We start from the raw sequence: 15,686 nt of genomic DNA on the forward strand, positions 1-15,686 counted from the left end.
GCTCCATTGGCCATCCGGTGGAAGGCGGTCGTGTTCACAAGGATGCTCACGTTGATCGTGGTCGGTCCATTGCACAGCGGGCATTCGCCGTTTCGGTCGCAGCACGCATAGCAAATGAACATCACGAACTGAAGTCTGAGTTGTTCGCGCTGCTTCAATTGGTGCTCGTGGAGGCGCCAGCACCAGCGATATGCTCACGTATTTCCAAGGAAATCACCCTTCATGGTGGTGAACGATGATCTGCTTAGAATGGTCTAGAGAGCATTCGATCATCTTTTGTTCAGCGTAACATCATTCTTGCCAATGCCTTCGGCGCTTCAGCCGGATGCGTTGACGTTCGCCTCCATCTGCCGACTGTATTGACATTACGATGCGCTTGGTGCCGAGCAGCTGGCGCAGCACACGTTCCAAGTCACATTCCAGCACCGTTGCCAGGTCAACATCGCCGACACGAAGCACACGGTCACCGTATTTGATTCCCGCTTGCTCCGCCTCTGTGTTGCGCCAGACTGTTCCCACATGAACATTGGGTCCGTCGATGATCAGATGCACGCCGTAGTCAGCCTGCTCCTGAAGGATCCGCCTCGGATAGGGCGTGAACCTGATCCGCTGTGCGGGATAGTTTATCCGTACTCGACCAAAGGCCAGAATACCACGTCCGATCCTGCTTCGGCCATCCTCCGTGATGATCGTGCGTGGGCGTGCCACTTCCGCGCCTGCGATCATTACGGTTCGTGGAGCAGCGATCAATTGTTCACTTGGTGGGGCAGGGCCATGCACTCCGTATGAGACAACCCCAAGCCCGCTATCGACCAAGTCTGTGGGGTATTTGCCCAGGAAACCCTGCATCGCGGCTCTCGACATCTCCAAAGTCGCTGAAGCCCCGGAATCGAAGTGGGCCGAATCGAGGAACTCGCCATTGTACACCAAAGGCAACCATGCATCAAACTGATCATCCAGCCGTATACGATGACCCTCTTGTCCGTCAGCATCTACCACCGCACCGGGATTGGCAATGCACACTCGGCCCGCGCCTGGGTCCATATCCACCTCAAGGAACCGTAGCGCGTTGCTTCCCAAGTTCCCTTCAATGCCATGACAACCCAGACCCGTTCGTTCAACATTCAACACGAGACAAGGCAGGCCGATGAACTGTAACGGACCAACATGCAAGGTGTCGACCAAGACGATGAGGATCGTATCCGTTAATCCGCTGCCGTCCACAGCAACAGCTTTCTGAAGCTCTGGGAAGCCGGATTCTTCCTGAAGGGCCTGCGATATGAACATAGGAGCTCCAGAATCCATCATGAACTTCGCTGATCGCTCACCGACTACAACGTCGAGCGCGATGGGTGTACCGATGTCCGAGTATCCGACGCAGTGTGATCCAATACCCATGACATGCCCCGCAGAGAATTGTGCGAAGACCGGCTTCGAAAAGCAGGTGATCAGGATGGCGATCCAGGCAAGGTATCGTCCCATGCACTTCATGTTCAGCTATGCCTTGACCCTCACCATGGGCCCAAAGACCCTAAAGATCATACATGCGTCCGGTATCACTTCTGGGAGTGCAATCCGACCTTGTTCCCCTCGGTGTCGATGAAGAATGCCATGTTCCCGAAATCGCCGAGACTTGTCTTGGGCATCACGATCCGCCCCCCGGCGGTCTCCACTTTCTCGAGCGCCGCGCTCAGATCCGGGTCACCATTCAGGTAGATCACGCATCCGTCCTGATGTACCTTATGCATCGGGCCTTGAACGAGGCTGCCAGCGGCTTTCCCGCTGCCAGGTTGATATGGAAAGAACGCCATCTTCATACCCATCATCTCGGTCTCATGCATACTGATCCCGAACACCTTTTCGTAGAAGGCCCTTGCACGCTTGATGTCAACTGTAGGGATCTCGAACCAGTTGATGCTGTTGGTGGTTACGTTCATTTTGTGTTTGGTGTTTGAGGTTGTTGTTTGGTGTTTTCGGAATTGTCAGTTCTTGCGCGCCAACGCCGTGCGTAGACATCGACGAAAGAGCTCTGGTCGATCGCGCCACACGATGTGACCCGCATCGGGTATGACATTTACGATGACGTTGCTGGCTGTTGCAGAGAGGCTCTTCCAGAGTGGGCTGCCACGAGGACCAACCACGAAATCCAAGTCGCCGTTGATCACTACGACCTGTGCTGAGTGGTTGGCCAGTAGCGCTGAGTAGTCATAGTCGAAATTCGTTGTCTTCCTTGTTGCGTCAGATGCAGCGGCGTTCACCCTCATAGGCATCGCTTCGACCCACTTGTCGACCCGTACGCTCTCTGCTCCGACTTGCCGTATCAAGGCAAGTTGAGTTGCCCGCTTTGCTCTGTTCGCACTCCCAATGCGGCTCAAACTATCTAGGACACTCGCTACAGCAGGTCGATTCTCGAAAGCCGAGGCAGAATCCTGAAGTCCTTCCCAAAGGGTCGAGTACTCTTTGTCGAAATAGGCCCATCCGTTCTTGTGTGGCAGTCCTCCCACGAGAACGAACGCGCCGACACGCTTCGGAAAGGCTGCCAAGTACTCATAAGCCAGCAGCGTTCCGGCAGAATGTGACACCAGATCCAACTTCTCAAGACCCAAGGCCATTCGTAGGGCTTCAAGATCGAGCACATGCTTTCGCATACTGATGCTGTCTGTCGGGCACGGAGATCGCAGCGAACCTCGTTGGTCATAGAAGACGAACCTGTGCGTGCTATCCAACCCGTTGGCAATTGGCAACATATAGGTGAGGTCGGCTCCAGGCCCGCCATGAAGAACCACAACAGGTGACCCCGTCCCGAATTCCATCACGAACAGTTCGCACACGCCGTCAGGGGCTGGCAAATACCAACACTCGGCACCAGGCAGAACACCTGTTGGTGTCTGCTGCGCACGGCAACCAAGGATCAACACCAAGGCCATCCCCATCACAGTTACACGTGCTCGAAAAGCAGGTCGGCTCATCATAGGTCCATTACTGATGCATCGCATCCGCCATCCACCGGTTGAACGGCACCAGCGCCTCGTGGTGATCCATGATCATGTCCATCAGCTTGGGGGAGGTGATGGCAGAGACCGGGAGTTTCGCAGCAACAAAGAATTGTTTGTTCGCAACCAGCGGCTCGCTCTTCGCGGCGCTCTTGAACTCCTCGGGAAGCACCTTGTTCACATCTCCACGCACTTCTCCGAAGGAATCCTTGAACGCTGGTGCTGCGATCACCTTGCGCAGACTTTTGCCGTCCTTGATCAATGCTCGCCGGATCTTCTCCAACTGCTCCCTGTCAGGCATGTAAACCCCACCGATGATCTGTACCCCAACCTGACCCAGCTCGAAGTAGATCCCCGGGGTAGCATGGTCTTTTCGGCCTGCCGGTGAGATATTGGCTGAGCAACTGAGTTTGTAAGGGCTCTTATCCTTGCTGAAGCGCACATCCTTGTTGATCCGGAAAATGGCATCCTTCGCTTGGATCCTGACCGCCGGGTCCACCTTGCCAATACGTGATATGGCCTCAGTGGTGAATGCCTCGAACGGCCTCTTCACATGAGTCTCATACTGCTTGCGATTCGCATCGAACCATTCCTTGTTGTTGTTCTTGGCCAAATCGCTGAAGAACTTGTTGTAGTCTGTTGTGAACCAGCTCATGTCTCCTGATCAGTTTGTTGCTTCTTCAACGTGCTATGTCGTTCTCATATGCACCACGATGCACCCCGGTCTCATCCTCGCGGATCAGGCCTAGTGGCACTGTGTCGGATACCACGGTCGTGGTCGGTCCTCGCCCCAAAAGGAGGCGTTCCTGCCGGATGTTGTCGTTAACGACCAAGCCCGTGGTGCCATCCTCAAGCGCGACCAACGAAACCCCCTCTGTACCATTGTTCCTGTCAATACCAAGGACAACGCGGTCTTCACCCGCTACTGTCAGTAGGCCGTATCCACTGCGCTCCAAGCCGGTGGAATCGTTAATGACCAGCCCAGTTCCGCGTCCAAGGCGTTGGCCTATGATAGGGTCCGGATAGTCGTGGCCGAACGCGATCCGGTCTGTCCCATGTTCATCGAGTACTAGAATGCCATTCATGTCATGTCGGTAACTCTCGTACCATTTCATATACTCAGTTGGCATCCTGCTTGCCCACGAGCGCCGCACCGCTGCCATATCGGTCCGCATCCGATCCATAGAAGCTGGGATTGGAGCACCGATCAGAATTCTGTCCCGGCCCTCATCATCAAGGATCACCACGCCTTTGACCCGAAGCACATCACTGGTCCGGCTATTATGCCAGATCGCGCCAGCAAGACCCAATACGGCGGCCATGATGTACAAAATCGTACGCTCAAGCCGCTTGATCCGCCGCTCAAAAGGAGCGACACGATTGGAGTTCGTGCCTTCAGTCGTTTCCATGTACAATGCGTCGATTACTATGGTCTAGAATCGACAGAATCATGCTTGACCAGGCCTGGTGACTGGGAAATATCGCGAGTTCCCAAGCGACTCCAGAGCACTGTTCGAACTCCCGTTCATCATGTCACTGATCGTGACTCCAAAACTGATCAACGCGTGGCTCCGGAATTCACACTCCTGTCTATTTAGGATTGACTTAAGACATTCACAAGGCGTCCGATCGGGAAAGGCTCCTCTACATTTCGTCAGGACGTCATGTAAGCACCCCCTGAAACAGGTGCAGGTGGAAGTAGAACCACCTAAACTTGATCAGGATGAGAAAGAGCAGATTCACCGAGACGCAGATCATTGCGATGCTGCGCGAGCATGAGGCAGGCAAGAAGGTCTCGGACGTGTGCCGGGAACATGGCGTGAGCCAGCCGACGTTCTACCAGTGGAAGGCCAAGTACAGCGGCCTGGACGCCAACCAGCTCAAGGAGTTCAAGGAGCTGAAGGCCAAGTATGCGCGCCTTGAGAAGATGTACACCGAGGCCCAGATGGACCGCCAGGTGCTCAAGGAGATCATCGAGGGAAAGTTGTAGGCCCGGACGACAAACGAGAGGTCGTGCGCCGACTGGTCGAACAGCGCCAGTACAGCGAACGCCGGGCCTGCAAGCTGTTGAACTTGAGTGCGAGCGTGTATCGCTATGCGCCCAAGGAGAAGAACGATGCGGAAGTGATCGAGCACATGATGCGAGTGGTGGATCAGAACCCCACATGGGGGTTCGGTCTGACCTTCGACCAGATGGTCACTGAGGGGACCGGGGCCAACCACAAGCGGGTGCACAGGCTCTACAAGGAGGCGGACCTGCACTTGCGCAGGCGTACGAAGCGCCGGGTGCCCGAGCGGGTGAAGGACCCGATCGTGCTGCCCATCGGCCCGAACATCACTTGGAGCATGGACTTCATGAGCGATGCGCTGGTGACCGGTCGCAAGTACCGCACTTTCAACGTGATCGATGACTTCAACCGGGAAGCCTTGTGCATAGCGGTCGACACCTCTCTGCCTGCTGCACGCGTGATCCGTGAGCTGGACCAGCTGATCGCCTGGCGTGGTAAGCCCGAACGCCTTCGCATGGACAATGGCCCGGAGTTCATCGCACACGCCATGCAGGAATGGGCCACATCCAACGGGATCGCCTTCACCTACATCCAGCCGGGCATGCCCATGCAGAACGGCTTGGTCGAGCGCTTCAACAAAACGTACCGGACCGAAGTGCTCAATGCGTGGATCTTCGAACGCCTGGACCAAGTACGCACCATCACGCAAGAGTGGATGTGGCGCTATAACAACCAGCGCCCGCACAGGTCGTTGCTGCGCTTATCGCCCCGTGCGTTCCTGTTGAAATGTGGACAACTCCCTGCCCACTACACAGGCTCACGCGCGGACTTCCCCACAGTTCAACAGGACATCCACAACACCACCACACTCAAAAGTACCTTTACAAACCGCTGCGCCTAAAATGGGGGTGCTTACAGTCACACGAAACGTTGATCGATAGGCCTCAAATCCATCGTACTTCAATTGTGATGGTGGGTCAGAAGCAGACTCTCAATGTAGCAAAGGCCTTCATAGAGGCGATAAATACGCATGATGTTGAGCTGATCTCAAGCCTCATGGCCCCATGGTTCCTGTTCATTGATAGCCAAGGTAACTTACTATCAGATACTTCGGAGGTAGTGGCTGCATGGAGGCACTACTTCGCCATGTTCCCGGATTACCGCACCGAAGTCGGTTCGGCACTTTGCGCTGAGTATCGTGTAGTGTTGATCGGCGAGGCGAGAGCGTGATACCTCGGCGATCAGAGTCGTTCCTGGCGCATCCCTGTGGCGATCTAGGCGGACGTACATGATAGATCGGTCACTGAATGGCAGGTCTTTGCGGACACGAAATTGCCATTTGAAAGCACGCTTTAGTTGACCTATGTACAATCCTTTTGCTATGCACTAAGGACTGGTCGGCCCAGGCCGATTGAAAGAGCACGGTGCATGTACTTGGTCGTCAAGTCGTTCACTGACGTGTAGCTGTTGCCTAGAAAGAGCACGGAAGTCTGTTGGGTATGCACTGCAACCCGCATAGCCGAGAATGCAAGGAAGCAGCCAATGCAATTGAACCTTTGGACCCAGACCATCGTCAGGTGGAGCTGTGGCGCTCCATGATCAGCGAACGACCAATTTTGTGCGATCTATCCGCTGCAAGCGATCGGACGTGGTCACGCAGGTGTACATACCAGCAGGTAGCGCCGAGACATCGATCGTCGCAGCACCTTGGAACATACTACCTAGCACTGTCTTCCCAAGGCCATCGACCAAGGTCAACGATAAGTTGCCGAGTAGGGTTGAACTTACATGCAAGCAGTCATCGGTCGGGTTTGGGAAAATGGAGATCACTGCTCCATTATACTCTTCAACACCCAGAGTAACACACGCTGATGGGATCTCAACGAGGCTCACATCGTCCAAGTAGTAATAACAGTTCGGCTGGTATATCGAGGGGTGGAGTTGTTGTACCGTCGTACTCACATCATCGTTGAAATTGCCCAGAGTCAGATAGCGTTCACCTCCGATGGCTTCATACGTGGCCACCACCGATTGCCAACCAGTGGAATCCGTGAGGAAGGCACCAAGTCCATTCAACTGAGGAACAACGGACATCACGGAGTTCGTGGCTTGTACTGCAATGTTCTGGGTGAAGTACGCCCCAATTCCGTCCACTGTGCTGTTGGTCGGGCTATCACCCAAGCTCATGAAGAAACGTAGCTCGTAGCACTTACCTGCCACCAATGCCTCTGTGAGTTGCACCTCTGCATACTCTCTGAAGTCAGGCGTTCCATAAAGGTACGCCACGAGGCCAGCATACGCTTCACCGCTGTAGGCCACTTGGTTGCCTTGACCATTGGTAGGCACGCTTACTATGGACGATGTTGCGCACAGGTTGAAGTAATCCGGAGTTGCCCCAGGTCCGTTCGGAGCTCCTGTTCGTGCGTTGAACCAAGGTGTAGCGTAATGGATCTGTGAGATCGCGCCAGGGCAAAGTGTATGGACCTCAAAGTCACCATTGGGAACTAGGTTCTGGCAGGTAGACGTAGCCGCTAACAAGGCACTCACCGCAATAAACACCAGTCTTTTGTTCATCTCATGTATCGCTTTGGTCTAGACTGTCGGACGAAGCCTGTGAAACAACAGTTGCTCCCTAAGAGCGCATCAAGCGCGATTTAGGAGCTGCTTAAGTGTTTGCGGCTGAGTTTGCATGCCCTGCAAAGTGTTCCTAGCCGCTCCCATTCTTGCACCATGGCTCAGGCTCCTACTGTGTAAACGGGTCCGAATACCGTACATCTGTCAAAAGGCTATGATCCGTCAGGGTTTTGAGGAAGGCAATGATCGCCGACTTCTCGTCTGGTGTAAGTGGTATACCGCCGGGCGGCAGTTGTATCCCAGCGTTTGGGTGTGCTGTTATGCCAATGTCGTAATGATCCATCACTTCTTCGAGCGTCGCAAAGCGCCCGTCATGCATGTAAGGTGCTGTCAGTTCAACGTTCCTGAAGCTAGGGAATTTGAATGTGGCTTGGTCCTGCGCAAGCCCGGAGATCTCTCCATACCCGTTGTCCGTGTAGCTCGGATCGAGTCCATTGTTCGATCCGAAGCCCTCATTCTTGCCGAAGAACTCACCAATAAGGAAGGTCTGATCTTGTGTGCCGGTAGCGGTCACATCGCCATGGCACTCCGTGCAGAACTTGGTTCCTACCAAGGTCTTGCCCAATAGTTCTTGTGGTGTAAAGTCGGCGAAACCGGTGTTCAACCCCTGATCGTATCGCGACGTGAACGATGTAATGGAGCGAATGAACTGGGCCAGTGCCTTCGAGACACGGTCGCTTGTGATCATCTCGTCGCCAAAGGCAGCTTCGAACAAAGGAGGGTAATAGCTGATGCCGCTCAGTTTGGTTTCCAACTCCGACAGTGATGGCATACCCATTTCAATAGCGTCCGTGATCGGCATCACTACTTGCGTTTCCAGATCCTCGGCACGCAGGTCCCAGAACATGTGCTTGCCCTTGTAGTAGCGCAGGTTCACGGTTGTCATGGCATTTCGCCGTGTCTCACCCCCCAAGTGACCTTCAGAGAAGGCAAGTCCATCAGTAAAAGCCTTGTCTTGATGATGGCAACTGGCGCAGGCTGTCACATTGTTGACCGATAATTTCTTGTCGTAATAGAGCACGCGACCGAGAGTGGCTCCTGCATCGGTGATGGGGTTGTCCGCAGGCGTGTTGTCCAATAGTGGCTCGTTGGCCAGATACGCGAGCACATTCGCAGGAAGGTTGGGCGTGCTGTAATCATAGTGGTCGGCAGGGAGGGTCGGCACGTCGATCTGTGCATTTCCACCACCGTTGTTGGCGGGGCTCGGCTCCTCATCCTTGTTGCAAGCACCTATGATCAGCGTGGCAATGACAAAAACACAAGTCCGGTTTCGCATGGGTCGTTGTATTGGGCCGGCACGGCCCTCGATATCACATCACGCACCAACAGCACGGTTGGTTGGATACACTCGGTGCATTTAGGAATGAATTAGGCTTTTGTGTGGCCGGCGAGCTTCTCCCATCCGCCAAGGCTTACCATGCACGGACGCTCATCGGATCAGCGTCACATGCCCGTATTCGACCACCCGATCAGTTGTGCCGCGCTGCTGTGCCTGCATGCGCCAAGCATACACTCCGACCGGTGTCTCCACGCCCTTCGTTCGTCCATGCCATGTGGCTTCCGGGTCTGTAGTTTCAAAGACCACCTGCCCCCACCGATCGAATAGCTGCAGGCTGAACCCAACCGGGTCCATGTCGCGCACAACCGCGCCGAACAGGTCGTTGATCCCATCGCCGTTCGGTGAAAAGGCATTGGGGAGGTAGACGCTGGTGGACCCAGGAATCGTCAATTGGAACCAAGTCGTGTCCAGACAACCCCATTCGTTCATCACAATGAGTTGTACGGCATGCGTGATCCCTCCCTCATCGGGGAAGATGAAGAGCGCATCCTCGTTATCGCTCATTTGTTCGTTAGGGCCCGTGCCGCTCGTCCACCACCAAGACACCACATCCGATGTGCTTACGCTTTGGAGTTGTACCTCGGTATCGAAAACGCTCAGGTTGGTCGTATCCGCTGCGATCCCGGCCACCGGGCTCGGATGGACCTCGATGGTCGCGAGAACCGTGTCCGTCCGGCAGCCCGAGCTGTCGGTCAATTGAAGGATGACGGCATACGTTCCTGCATGCTGAAAGGTGGACGTTCCATCGCAGGTTGGGCTCAGTACCCCATTTCCGAAGTTCCACAAACAACTGGTGTTCGGGTTGGGCGATACTTGGCTGTGAGTGAAGCTCAACGGAGCACATCCCTCAAGAGGTGTTACGCTTGCATTCACTGGCGGTGGTGCGGGCGGCGGCACCAGTTGGGTCGCAACTAAGCAATCCATGCCGCCATTCGCGACCACCATGGAGTAAGCTCCGCTGGTGAGCCCTTCTTGAGAAATGTTCAAAACGCTATCGGTTTCTCCAATGAGTGCAACCCCATCGAAATACCATTGGATGCTTCCTCCAGGTGCGCCGAGAGTACCTGTCATCACAAGGTCATTCGTGCATAAGGCGCCGTCAACGCTGATGGAAGGCGATTGTGCTGCGACACCTAGAGATAGATCGTCGTAGAAGAAGTAGGTCATGGTCGAGTCGGGGTAGGGCATGTACTGATAACCGGCGGGCAGCGTGCAGGGGGGGCCGAACATGACCATCGCGATATCGATCGGGGGAGTGAAGCTGAGGTTCAGGGTTGTCCATGCACTATCAGGCGCGTAGGCCATGGCCCCAAGCTCGATGAACCCATTGGATACTGGACAACCGGTGGTCGGTATTGGTAACGCCATACAAGCTGGTGCGCCGAAGAGTGTGATGTTGATGGGAGGCGCATTGGTCGTCATCCAATTGGCCGTTGGGGGCCATCCGCTGATGTACTCCATGGCGGCCACATCCATGCGGAAATCATAGGTGGTGCCGGCCTCCAGATGCTGTAACAAACAGCAGCCGAACAGGTCTTCTTGTCCTGGGAAGGATATAAGACCACCCATCATGCTCGCACCATCTGTTGGTGCCGGTTGGTTGGGCTGGTTCATCCCTGTCGGCCAGTAATCACTGCTCGCCAGGGTACCTCGGAACCAGCCGTATGCACATTCAGGTCCACCGCTGTACAAGCCTGGGGTGAATGTGCAACTTGTTGCCTCGAACGACGGGTTCGGCAGCAATTGGGTCGGAGCGCATGCACATTCGGCGGTGTCATTCAAGTCCACCAGTCCATCGCCATCATCGTCAAGTCCGTTGTTGCATACTTCCTGCGCTCTACTTGTCAGCGGTATCAGCAGGACAAGGATGGATGCAATTGAGCTTCTGCATATGGCCCGAAGGTTCGTCGTTCTCATCCGAGCAGCGCACATCATTTGCCTTCCACCACGAACCGCCCAGTGGCCCTCATGACTCCGTCCGCAATCAAGCGGTATACATAAAGTCCGCTCTCTAGCGCGGATACATCAATTGTGGTCTCCCGTCCGCCAACAACAGCATGCGATACGATCCGCCCTTGAGCATCAATGATCTCGACTTTTGCCTTTTGGCCAGGCATGTTTTCCAGAACAACTGTGACCCAATGGTGTGCAGGATTTGGGTAAGCGTAACTTCTGAACTCCGCATTGACATGTTCATCCAAACCGACGGTGGAATTGTCGACTATCACCTGAGCATAAGCCTGGAGCAGTTCAGGACTAAGACGCTGGTGTCTGTCGCGTGTAGCCCAAGCTGATGTTGCGAAGGCCAGAAAAGATGCATTATCGGTGTAGATCAAGGAGCTGCCGCTCTCGCCAGGAACACCGTGTGACTCCGTGCCCGGAACGCTCAACTCACCAGGGCTCCACGTAGGATCCACGTATCCAAAGCGGTAGTACATGGTGTCGCCGTTGTAGTGCAGCGTAGTATCGAACGGATCCGTAATTCCTGGATAGCTGAACTTGTGGAACACTTTGTCCGTGAAGTAGGTGTCATCTGTTGTACTGGCCAACCCAAGCCAGCCGGTCTGGTCACCGACGGGTTCTCGTAGTTCGAGCAGGGCCGCATCGAGGTACCCTGTGTGGTTCGAGTATCGCATGGGTATATAAGCTTTCTGGGCAACTATGTTTCCAAGTGGCTCAAGGCCCTCGTCATAGGCTAATGCCACCGAAAAACTGTCGGCCAACCATTCTCCTTCAATGTTCCAAGTACCGTAACTGCGTAAACAGTGAGTAGCAACAAGCGCGTGGCGCCTGCCCACCAGGTTTGCTGAACACTGGTTTGATCGAACGCCATCGACGTACTTGAACAAGTGCCCCGCTGTGCGCGCTGGGAACGTCGTTACATCAAACCAGTCGGCAGCAGGGGTAGGCTTGTTGAACTGTGCTCCCGCCCAAAGGTTCGTCGTGGGCGGCACCAAGGATAGTAGCTCCACATTTCCCATCGAACCTGTGTTCCAATCAGTGCTGTAGAACGTTGGCACGGTGTCGTATGTGAAAGCATCGACCGTGTCGATGATGCCAGTGGCGAATTCTCGCACCAGCAGTTCCTCGGACTGTCCGCTCGCTAAGGGCGCGGTAAGTGTGCTGATCAGCATCGCGCAGAACAAATGTTGAATTCCTTTCCTGCCATCACAGGCCTGGGTGTTTCGATTGGCAACTTGGGCTTTCATCTGTTGTTTAGTTGGTGTTGTTTGGTAATAGGCGAGTCACTTTCCGACAAGGTGACATCCATACCTCTAGTTCTCACTGTACGAGAACATGGATGACCTCCCTAGCACTGGCGCTCGTTACAACTAGCTGGTACACACCAGTTGGTAGGCTGACCAAATCGGGCAATCCTATTTGCTCCTCACGCCTCAATCCGGTCTGGTACAATGCGGGTGTGAGTACATCACTTCCAAGAATATCCAAGAACCGCAGGTTCGTCGCGCCGGAGTGTTCCCTATTCACTTGAAGCACTGTCTCGGGCGTTATTGGAACAGGATAGGCTATACTGCCAATCAACCTTTCTGAATTGTCTTCGACTCCGCTCAAAAACGATTCATCCAAACGGAAGAGCACGATATCCGAAACCCAGAGGGAGTCAGGGTTAGGCGTGCCGCCAAGTACCACCACGTGCCCGTCGGGCTGTGTAGATATGTTTGCCCGAGCACCGTCAACCGGAACGATCGAAGCGATGTGTGCCGGTGAAGGCGATCCGAAATCAGCATCGATGGTGCCGTCTGCCAGAAGATGCGCCACCCCATATCCAGATCCGAAGCTTGTCGTCGCGACGGCGTAGATGCTGCCATCTATCGCCGCGGTCAGATCCATCCCTCGGCACCGATCGGCAGCCCCGAATACGATCTCGCGGGCCCCATCCACCCCGAATGTCGCATCTATCAGGCCGTTGACCGTGAACCGATGTACTACGGCCCTTTCCACGGCGGTCAGGTCCTGAGAGGTGATCGAGAGATAGCTCACGGTGACAGGTCTTCCCGAAGGGTCCAGGTCCACAGCGTTCACCACAATACCTTGTGTGGCATGCGTGATCTGCGTTACCCCGGGCAGTTCACCGAACGTCACATCCTGGACCCCTTGCGTATCGAATGCGCGCAGGAACAAGCCATCGTTTGTCTGCGGTATCCAGTAGCTTCCCGCGACCACGATACTACCATCGTTCCGTACCCGTACACCGCTGATCTGGTCATGTCCTGCACTGAACGACTGCGCCAGCACGCCACCAGTACCGAACATCGGATCCAAGGTTCCATTCAGGTCGAACTTGAAAAGCAACGAATTCCGATACCCTCCGAGCAGCCTGGTCGCCCCACCAACAACAATGCTCCCGTCGGGCCCAACGGCCATATCACCGAAGGTGTCCCAGCCGTTTCCAGTGTTCGTCGCGTGCGCCACACCTGTACCGTTGAAAGTCGCGTCCAATTGTCCGTCCGGCATCAGTCGTGCCACATAAACATCGCCCAGGTCAATAGGAACACCCGCACAACTTCCACCGACCAAAATGCGCCCCAGGTCGTCCACATGGATGGCATCCGGCCGACCCACCCTGAGCGTGGCAGGCAGCACAACACGGCCGAGTGTTCCGAACGCAGGATCAGGTTGCCCGTCACCTAGGAATCGCCAGATCTCGTGCTCCTGCGCCACGAACTCCCAATCGGGATCCAGCGCGTATTCATGAACAGCGGTTGCGATGATCTTGCCATCAGGTTGTATCGCAACAGCCCCGGGCTGATCCCTTCCGAGGGGTCGTTCGATCGGCAAGATCCCAGAGCTTCCGAAACTGTTGTCCAGGCTGCCTGGTTGGGCAACTAGCCCAGGTGAGCTGAAGGCTACGCTCAATGCGCAAGCAATGGCTGGAAGCCAGGATTGCTTGACAAAGGGTCCCTGCATGTTGTCCGGCGATGAACTGGTAGGAGCACATGGACTGGTTACATACATGATTCAATGGCGTTAGTCGATGGTCACGCGTTTAACGGTCGTCCGGGTTCCGTCCTTGACGCGCACAGTGTAAACGCCTTTGCCAAGGCCGTCGAGCTGCAGTTCCGCCTTGCCGGTGAACGTGTCGCTCATGAGCAACGCTCCTCTTGCGTCGTACAGTTCAAGGGAGCACGAACTGTTGTTTTCCATACGGATCGAGATAGCGCCAGCACTCGGATTAGGGAACACATCGATCCAATCAACGTCGTTGGGCATTTCCGACAGTCCGACTGTTGGACTGCTGCTAAGCCTTATTGCGTAAGCGTTGCCATTGGTATACGTATGATTATCTACTGGGAAGTTCACCATGCTCGCCCGGCCCGGTTGAGGGAATGTGACATCATCAATGATCCTGATCACATTGGCGTTGCTCGAACTGAACAGTTGCACTGCTGCGTAGTAGGCCCCTGGTGCGAGTGTCACCGGCGGGTCGAATGGTATTTCGATCCGGCCGTTGTCAAGATGCCATTGTGCGATCTCCAAGTCGTCGCTCTCGACGAAGGGTGAACTCATGTCGTCAGCGATCACAGCCGCGGAGTCATGTATGCTCGCAATGAGCACCCCGCCAGTTTCCGTGCCGTTCCCTAACAGAACCTCCAAGCCGTGTGCTGTGAATGGTGCTGCCACTTCGTACAACGCCATGGCGTATAATCCGTCAGCGGCACCGGCAAAAGTTGTCGTTCTTACCGTGGTCAATAGTTCCGTTCCCGGTGGATGGTTTCCGATCCCGTCCACGGAGTACACATCACCGGTTATTTCAAAGCGACGTACGCTCTGGTTGTCCTGTGGTTGATCATCGGACGGCGATTGATCCGAAGTGAGCGCGAATGTGCATTCATACACCTGCTCGGTCAATGTTGCCGTTGTGTTCAGAACGGATTCGAACTGATCTCCAGCAAGCATGTTCGGTTCGGTCCCGTTCATAGTGAAAGCGCTGGTCGTCGCAGTTAACGAAACGTTGGTCTGGTCGCCAGTACCCCGGTTCTCGTACGTGTTCGTGGCGTACATGGTCCCGGTATATTGTGATGCCGGAATGCGGCCATAGTTCACCCTGCTTGCAGTATGCGAGAGAAGACTTGCACTGATGGCCAGGTCGAATTGGGGCTGCTGCTCTATCTGGACATCATCAACGTACCAAGCGTAGCCCCAGATACCATACCAGTAGAACCTGACCCACACGTTCGCCTGGCCACCGGCAGCATCACTGATATTGATGCGTTTCACGGTTGGGTTACCGGGTGAGACGGCTTGGGTCAACTCCTGGTCCTTCCAAACAGCGTACAGACCCACGGGTAGTCCTACCGTAGCAGTGTCGCTTGGCGGCTGTGGCCAGTTGATGCCGTCTGTGCTCACCGCAATGTAAGTCTGCTCGGTTGTGAATCTGCGGTATTGCGTTTCGAATTGTAGGATCACATTAGGGTAAAGGCTCAGGTCGATCGGGTCGGCAGTGGTCAGGTAGCTTTTTTCATAAGTGCTCGTGTTATTGTTCCCGCAGTCTGAACACAGCATAGCGTACCCGTTGGACGCTGTTGTGCTCTGGATCGCAGGTGTACCGGTTGGGCCGGGGCTCACCAGACCAGTCCCGACCTCCCAGTCCATCGCGAATCCTCCAGCGTCGTGGCTGATCGTCCAGTCGGCTGCAGCCGAAATATCATTGGACCAGATGACCGCTCCTTTGGGGTGCCCTGTTGGGGC

The 15,686-nt window shown here is 55.1% G+C and carries 14 protein-coding genes; 3 read left to right on the forward strand and 11 right to left on the reverse strand.

Annotated features, from left to right (window positions below):
- Positions 1–291: 291 nt before the first annotated feature.
- The 5 genes from IPJ76_09005 to IPJ76_09025 all read right to left on the reverse strand — a co-directional run bounded on the left by IPJ76_09005 (position 292) and on the right by IPJ76_09025 (position 4,402).
- Entirely contained in the window at positions 292–1,482 is a 1,191-nt protein-coding gene (locus tag IPJ76_09005) for an aspartyl protease family protein (protein QQR88330.1), read from the reverse strand.
- A gap of 74 nt (positions 1,483–1,556) precedes the next feature.
- A complete protein-coding gene (locus tag IPJ76_09010) occupies positions 1,557–1,937 on the reverse strand; it encodes a VOC family protein (protein ID QQR88331.1) in 381 nt (126 codons plus the stop codon).
- Positions 1,938–1,982: 45 nt separating this feature from the next.
- Complete coding sequence (locus tag IPJ76_09015; GenBank protein QQR88332.1) at positions 1,983–2,927, reverse strand: alpha/beta hydrolase; 945 nt, start codon at positions 2,925–2,927, stop codon at positions 1,983–1,985.
- Between the two features lie 52 nt (positions 2,928–2,979).
- The gene (locus IPJ76_09020; protein ID QQR88333.1) at positions 2,980–3,648 is read right to left on the reverse strand and encodes a DUF2461 domain-containing protein; all 669 of its coding nucleotides are present in this window, start codon (positions 3,646–3,648) and stop codon (positions 2,980–2,982) included.
- A 25-nt stretch (positions 3,649–3,673) separates the two neighbouring features.
- The gene (locus IPJ76_09025) at positions 3,674–4,402 is read right to left on the reverse strand and encodes a hypothetical protein (protein ID QQR88334.1); all 729 of its coding nucleotides are present in this window, start codon (positions 4,400–4,402) and stop codon (positions 3,674–3,676) included.
- Between the two features lie 314 nt (positions 4,403–4,716).
- Between IPJ76_09025 and IPJ76_09030 the strand changes: the two genes are divergently transcribed.
- The 3 genes from IPJ76_09030 to IPJ76_09040 all read left to right on the forward strand — a co-directional run bounded on the left by IPJ76_09030 (position 4,717) and on the right by IPJ76_09040 (position 6,232).
- Positions 4,717–4,983 carry a transposase gene (locus IPJ76_09030; GenBank protein ID QQR88335.1) on the forward strand — a complete coding sequence of 89 codons (267 nt, stop codon included), beginning with the start codon at positions 4,717–4,719 and terminating at the stop codon, positions 4,981–4,983.
- 23 nt (positions 4,984–5,006) lie between these two features.
- On the forward strand, positions 5,007–5,903 hold the full coding sequence (locus tag IPJ76_09035) for an IS3 family transposase (GenBank protein ID QQR88336.1): 897 nt from the start codon (positions 5,007–5,009) through the stop codon (positions 5,901–5,903).
- Between the two features lie 68 nt (positions 5,904–5,971).
- Positions 5,972–6,232, forward strand: a complete 261-nt coding sequence (locus IPJ76_09040) for a nuclear transport factor 2 family protein (protein ID QQR88337.1) — start codon at positions 5,972–5,974, stop codon at positions 6,230–6,232.
- Positions 6,233–6,601: 369 nt separating this feature from the next.
- Here IPJ76_09040 and IPJ76_09045 read toward each other — a convergent pair whose 3' ends face one another.
- From IPJ76_09045 to IPJ76_09070, 6 genes are all read right to left on the reverse strand, one after another.
- Positions 6,602–7,348 carry a T9SS type A sorting domain-containing protein gene (locus IPJ76_09045; GenBank protein ID QQR88338.1) on the reverse strand — a complete coding sequence of 249 codons (747 nt, stop codon included), beginning with the start codon at positions 7,346–7,348 and terminating at the stop codon, positions 6,602–6,604.
- Positions 7,349–7,745: 397 nt separating this feature from the next.
- Positions 7,746–8,912 carry a c-type cytochrome gene (locus tag IPJ76_09050; protein ID QQR88339.1) on the reverse strand — a complete coding sequence of 389 codons (1,167 nt, stop codon included), beginning with the start codon at positions 8,910–8,912 and terminating at the stop codon, positions 7,746–7,748.
- A 153-nt stretch (positions 8,913–9,065) separates the two neighbouring features.
- Entirely contained in the window at positions 9,066–10,589 is a 1,524-nt protein-coding gene (locus IPJ76_09055) for a gliding motility-associated C-terminal domain-containing protein (GenBank protein QQR88340.1), read from the reverse strand.
- A gap of 317 nt (positions 10,590–10,906) precedes the next feature.
- Entirely contained in the window at positions 10,907–12,184 is a 1,278-nt protein-coding gene (locus IPJ76_09060; GenBank protein QQR88341.1) for a T9SS type A sorting domain-containing protein, read from the reverse strand.
- A 73-nt stretch (positions 12,185–12,257) separates the two neighbouring features.
- Positions 12,258–13,775 carry a hypothetical protein gene (locus tag IPJ76_09065; GenBank protein QQR88342.1) on the reverse strand — a complete coding sequence of 506 codons (1,518 nt, stop codon included), beginning with the start codon at positions 13,773–13,775 and terminating at the stop codon, positions 12,258–12,260.
- A gap of 189 nt (positions 13,776–13,964) precedes the next feature.
- Positions 13,965–15,590 carry a T9SS type A sorting domain-containing protein gene (locus tag IPJ76_09070; protein ID QQR88343.1) on the reverse strand — a complete coding sequence of 542 codons (1,626 nt, stop codon included), beginning with the start codon at positions 15,588–15,590 and terminating at the stop codon, positions 13,965–13,967.
- Positions 15,591–15,686: the final 96 nt, after the last annotated feature.

This window comes from Flavobacteriales bacterium (genome assembly GCA_016699575.1).
Taxonomy (GTDB): domain Bacteria; phylum Bacteroidota; class Bacteroidia; order Flavobacteriales_F; family PHOS-HE28; genus PHOS-HE28.